This window comes from Dysgonomonas sp. ZJ709 (assembly GCF_011039195.1).
Lineage (GTDB): Bacteria > Bacteroidota > Bacteroidia > Bacteroidales > Dysgonomonadaceae > Dysgonomonas.
Window position 1 is genome coordinate 1 of sequence record NZ_JAAKEM010000059.1, and the last position, 3,886, is coordinate 3,886.

Annotated in this window: 5 protein-coding genes and 1 pseudogene; 2 read left to right on the plus strand and 4 right to left on the minus strand. The window is 37.9% G+C overall.

Annotation, left to right across the window (positions count from 1 at the left end):
- Positions 1-123: 123 nt before the first annotated feature.
- From G7Y56_RS18180 to G7Y56_RS18195, 4 genes and pseudogenes are all read right to left on the minus strand, one after another.
- Positions 124-363: pseudogene (locus tag G7Y56_RS18180) on the minus strand (hypothetical protein); the annotation flags it as partial.
- Positions 364-487: 124 nt separating this feature from the next.
- A complete protein-coding gene (locus tag G7Y56_RS18185; protein WP_165045855.1) occupies positions 488-1,783 on the minus strand; it encodes a PcfJ domain-containing protein in 1,296 nt (431 codons plus the stop codon).
- Positions 1,784-1,795: 12 nt separating this feature from the next.
- Entirely contained in the window at positions 1,796-2,206 is a 411-nt protein-coding gene (locus tag G7Y56_RS18190) for a PcfK-like family protein (RefSeq protein WP_165045857.1), read from the minus strand.
- Positions 2,207-2,217: 11 nt separating this feature from the next.
- Positions 2,218-2,481 carry a hypothetical protein gene (locus G7Y56_RS18195; RefSeq protein ID WP_165045859.1) on the minus strand — a complete coding sequence of 88 codons (264 nt, stop codon included), beginning with the start codon at positions 2,479-2,481 and terminating at the stop codon, positions 2,218-2,220.
- 365 nt (positions 2,482-2,846) lie between these two features.
- Between G7Y56_RS18195 and G7Y56_RS18200 the strand changes: the two genes are divergently transcribed.
- Positions 2,847-3,251, plus strand: a complete 405-nt coding sequence (locus G7Y56_RS18200; RefSeq protein ID WP_165045861.1) for a VOC family protein — start codon at positions 2,847-2,849, stop codon at positions 3,249-3,251.
- Between the two features lie 4 nt (positions 3,252-3,255).
- Positions 3,256-3,886, plus strand: a 631-nt coding sequence (locus G7Y56_RS18205; protein WP_165045863.1) for a YafY family protein, incomplete at its 3' end; no start/stop codon positions are given.

Sequence of the window (3,886 nt, forward strand, 5' to 3'; positions counted from 1 at the left end):
AGTCCATACTTTTTATATTAATAGATTTAATGACAAATAAAATCAAATTTCCCCAGATTTTAGAATGTTTAAATACAGCTAATTAGATAAAATGATTCGGATTTTATTTTTATTCGGATATTATTTATCGTCAATGATTTCAAGGTGGTGGAGTGAGCCAAACTCATCACACAAACGAGCAGATGCGAAGTCATATTCAAATAGCTCATCGCCCCATTGGTGAGGCTCATCAAAACGAACTTTTACCTCTGCGGTGTATTTGTCTATTCCTGTTTCCTCGATAATTCCTGTTACCATTAACCCTGTAAAAATGCACTTGCATCGTTTTCCTATCAGGCTGTCGTTTACTTCTGTTGTTTTCATATATCCTTGGTGTTTAATTGGTTTGTATTTAATTAAGTAAATGAAAATATTTAATGATACACTTTCTAATTATAACAGTCTATAGCTGTTCTGCTTAGCTAAGTAATAAAAAGGTCTGCGACCTTTATGCTGCTAATCGTTCTTGAATCTGAGAGATATTGCTCTCTACAAGGTTGATAATTTGACTGTGGTATTCGGTGCATTTATTACATTTCCCTCTGCTTTGGATAACTCGCAATTGAGATAACGAGAGTTCAATTGTTTCAATCTTTTTCCCATTGATGCAAGCCGTTAGAATAAGTGAATCGGCTTTTGAGTGATAGCTTGCCACGCAATGATGCATGGCTCTACCCTCAGCTATAATCTCGGCTACGCTTTCAAGTACACGGACGCTGATAATCCCATCCGAAAACATCAGTCCGAAAAATCTTTCTTTGGCTTGTCTGTAGTCTTCTTCCTTTTCAAGTTGCTTCTCAACCTCCAAACGTGCATTCGCTTTTGTTTTCTTGATTACATAGCGGTCGTGTTCGGCTTTTAAGTCGGTGGGGCATACATATTTTGCATTATGCAGGTCTTTTCCAAAAAAGCGAAGCATATCTACATAATCGCACCACATAATCGCATCTTTAATTTTGTAGCCGTTACGGATGCAAATGCGGATGGATTGCCAATAATTGTCTATACTTAGTGTCCAACCACTATCCATGAGACGTTTTAACAGATTGGTCTGCTTGGCTTTTATCAGTGTTTCGGCTCTGCTGTCGGTTAGTAGGACACGAAATAGGTCCAAGGGCTTTTGATTGTACAAGGCTTTCTTATAGCCTGTTCTTTTCAGTTCGGGAATTAGCTTCTGTTTCGGATAAACTGCTCCTGTGGATATTCTATCATAGATATTTATATAATACTTGTTGTTGATATTTTCGCTACGCAGTTCCAATGGGGTATGAAATATCCATGAATCATAGTAGCACGTTCCCATCGTCTGGCGAAGCCGTGCAAATGTGGCGTGTTTGCCATTGGGGGCAATCCATCGTTGCATCACTTCACTGTGTGAATACTCGGGTAGTTTGCTTGTTTTGGTGGTATAGCTTAACATAATCGTCCGTACAACTTGATAGCCTTTGTGTGCATCTATAACAGTCATATAGTAGCTGTCATTGAAACTCCGCTTTTGACTTGTCTTGACTATCAGTTTTGATTTACAGTTCGGACACTCGCAGCCTAAGAGGGTATTTATCAGTTCGCCCATTCCCTGCCATGTGTGGGAACATTTACAACAGGTTATTTTTCCTTTCTTGGTCCGCTGTCCTACATAGCTGATGGCATTATCATAGCCCCATTGTATTTGCTCTTTAGTAATAGATGGTAAGGTTTTGCTTGCCTCTACGATTTGTTGTTGGAATTTATTTTTTGGTTTCATCTTGCTGTCATTTTAAAAGTCAAATAGACTTGGTTGGTTATTCATTTCTACTCGTTTGGCTTTCTTCTTGGGTTGCATCACTCGGTTATAGGCTTCGTTATGTGCTTTTTGGATAGCTTCTTTGCGTGCTTCTTCTTTTTCTTCTTCGGTCAAAACTACCGTATGGTTAACTACTACATTACAATTAATCGGATTGCCAATTTCAATATCTGTTTCATCATAGTAATGAACAGCCATTGAGAAAATTTCTTCACTGGTAAATCCATTGCAACCGCTTTTCTGAACAGCATTGAGGATATAAGTAATGCAGTCGTCAAGGTTCTTGTTTTCTTTCGTATATGCCCACTCAAACAATGTATCGCTTGCTACTCGTTCTTCTAAATAGGCTTGTATGGTATTCTTGAAATGATCGGTTGATTTCATAATTGGAAGTTTTAAAAGATTAATACCACAATCAGGGAGATAATTATCATAAGTACAATGACTGAGAGTATTGAAAAGAATATGCTGACTGACAGGCGAATGATTTTAAGCACACTGCGAAGCAGTATATACACTCCAATTACACCGATTACCGATGTACTCATTTTGCAGATAAACCACGTACAAACGGCTAATACAGCCACTCTCAAGCCAAATCTTATGTTAATTCCGGCCGGAGCGTCATTTTGTTTCATTCTTATTTTTTCGTTTCTCATAATCATGACTTTTTTTTTCTTCTGCGGCATCCGACAGTTCGGTCATTTTTGTTTCATGGAGCAACAAGAGGTATTGTGATTTTTGACAGGGATATTTTTTTGGAATAAATACGCTCGCCGGAATGAACGGTGAGGAAGATTTTTCTAAAAAATGCGAAGCGTAATATTCAGGGCAAAAACACCATCATACCTTTGCTCGATGAACAAATGACCGACTTTAGGTTGTGGAAGATTTGAGGAATGATTATGGTAAGAAACGAAAATCAGTTATTATCGAAAATTTTGTATAGTTTTAAAAAGTTGCTGACATACTGTTGTCAAACCAGTGTGATACTTTTGTACTGTAACTAAAAAAACAGTAGAATATGAAAATCAAATCTTACCTATCCTTTAATGGCAATGCAGAAGAAGCTCTAAATTTTTATGCCGGAGTATTCAACGGAACGATAAGCGAAATTTTCCGCTACGGAGATTATCCCGATATGGAATCCCCTGCCGATTACAAGGATAAAATAATCCATTCAGACCTTGAATTCAATGGCTGTACCTTCAGTATGGCAGATACTATGCCCGGAACAAAAACTGATTTTGGGTCTCTGGGACATACAATTACCGTATTTTGCGACACAGACCAACAACTCAAAGATATTTATGAAAAATTGGCTGTTGGTGGAGAAATAAAATGCGAACTTTGTCAACCGTTCTATGCTAAATTGTATGCAGAAGTTGTAGATAAATTTGGCGTCGCTTGGGCATTGATTATAGAATAACAGAGTGAATAAAGACTTAAATCGGCTCGACCGCATATCAGCCTTACTGGTACAATTACAATCACGACCCATTGTGAAAGCTTCTGAAATGGCAGAACGTTTCGAGGTAAGTTTGCGTACCATTTATCGTGATATGAATACCCTGTCAGAAGCAGGAGTACCTATCTGCGGTAATTCGGGAGTCGGTTACTCTTTGATCGAAGGTTATAGGCTACCATCACTTATGTTTACCAAAGAAGAGGCAATAGCTTTTCTTACTGCTGAAAAGATTATCGAACAACTTACCGATACCCAGAATAGCAACTATTTTCGTCAGGGAATGGATAAAATCCGTGCTGCACTAAGAGCTGTCGATAAAAAGTACCTTCACGACATGGACGATACTATTGCAGTATATAAAAGCCGAAATACACGGGAGAGTTTACCTAACTTATTGCAAACAATACTAAGCAGTATAAACGATAAGTTAATTATAGAGATCAATTATACCAATGCAGACGAAAATAAGAGTCAGAGAGCCTTAGAGGCTGTAGGTATTACCTATACACACCCTAACTGGTATCTTTCGGCTTGGTGTCACTTACGGGAAGAGTATCGAATATTCAAGCTCAATCGTATTGAAAATATAAAAACAA

Excerpts from the sequence above, each read along its gene's own strand:
- G7Y56_RS18195 (WP_165045859.1), bottom strand. The coding sequence starts at position 2,481 with ATGAGAAACGAAAAAATAAGAATGAAACAAAATGACGCTCCGGCCGGA.
- G7Y56_RS18200 (WP_165045861.1), top strand. The coding sequence starts at position 2,847 with ATGAAAATCAAATCTTACCTATCCTTTAATGGCAATGCAGAAGAAGCT.
- G7Y56_RS18185 (WP_165045855.1), bottom strand. The coding sequence starts at position 1,783 with ATGAAACCAAAAAATAAATTCCAACAACAAATCGTAGAGGCAAGCAAA.
- G7Y56_RS18190 (WP_165045857.1), bottom strand. The coding sequence starts at position 2,206 with ATGAAATCAACCGATCATTTCAAGAATACCATACAAGCCTATTTAGAA.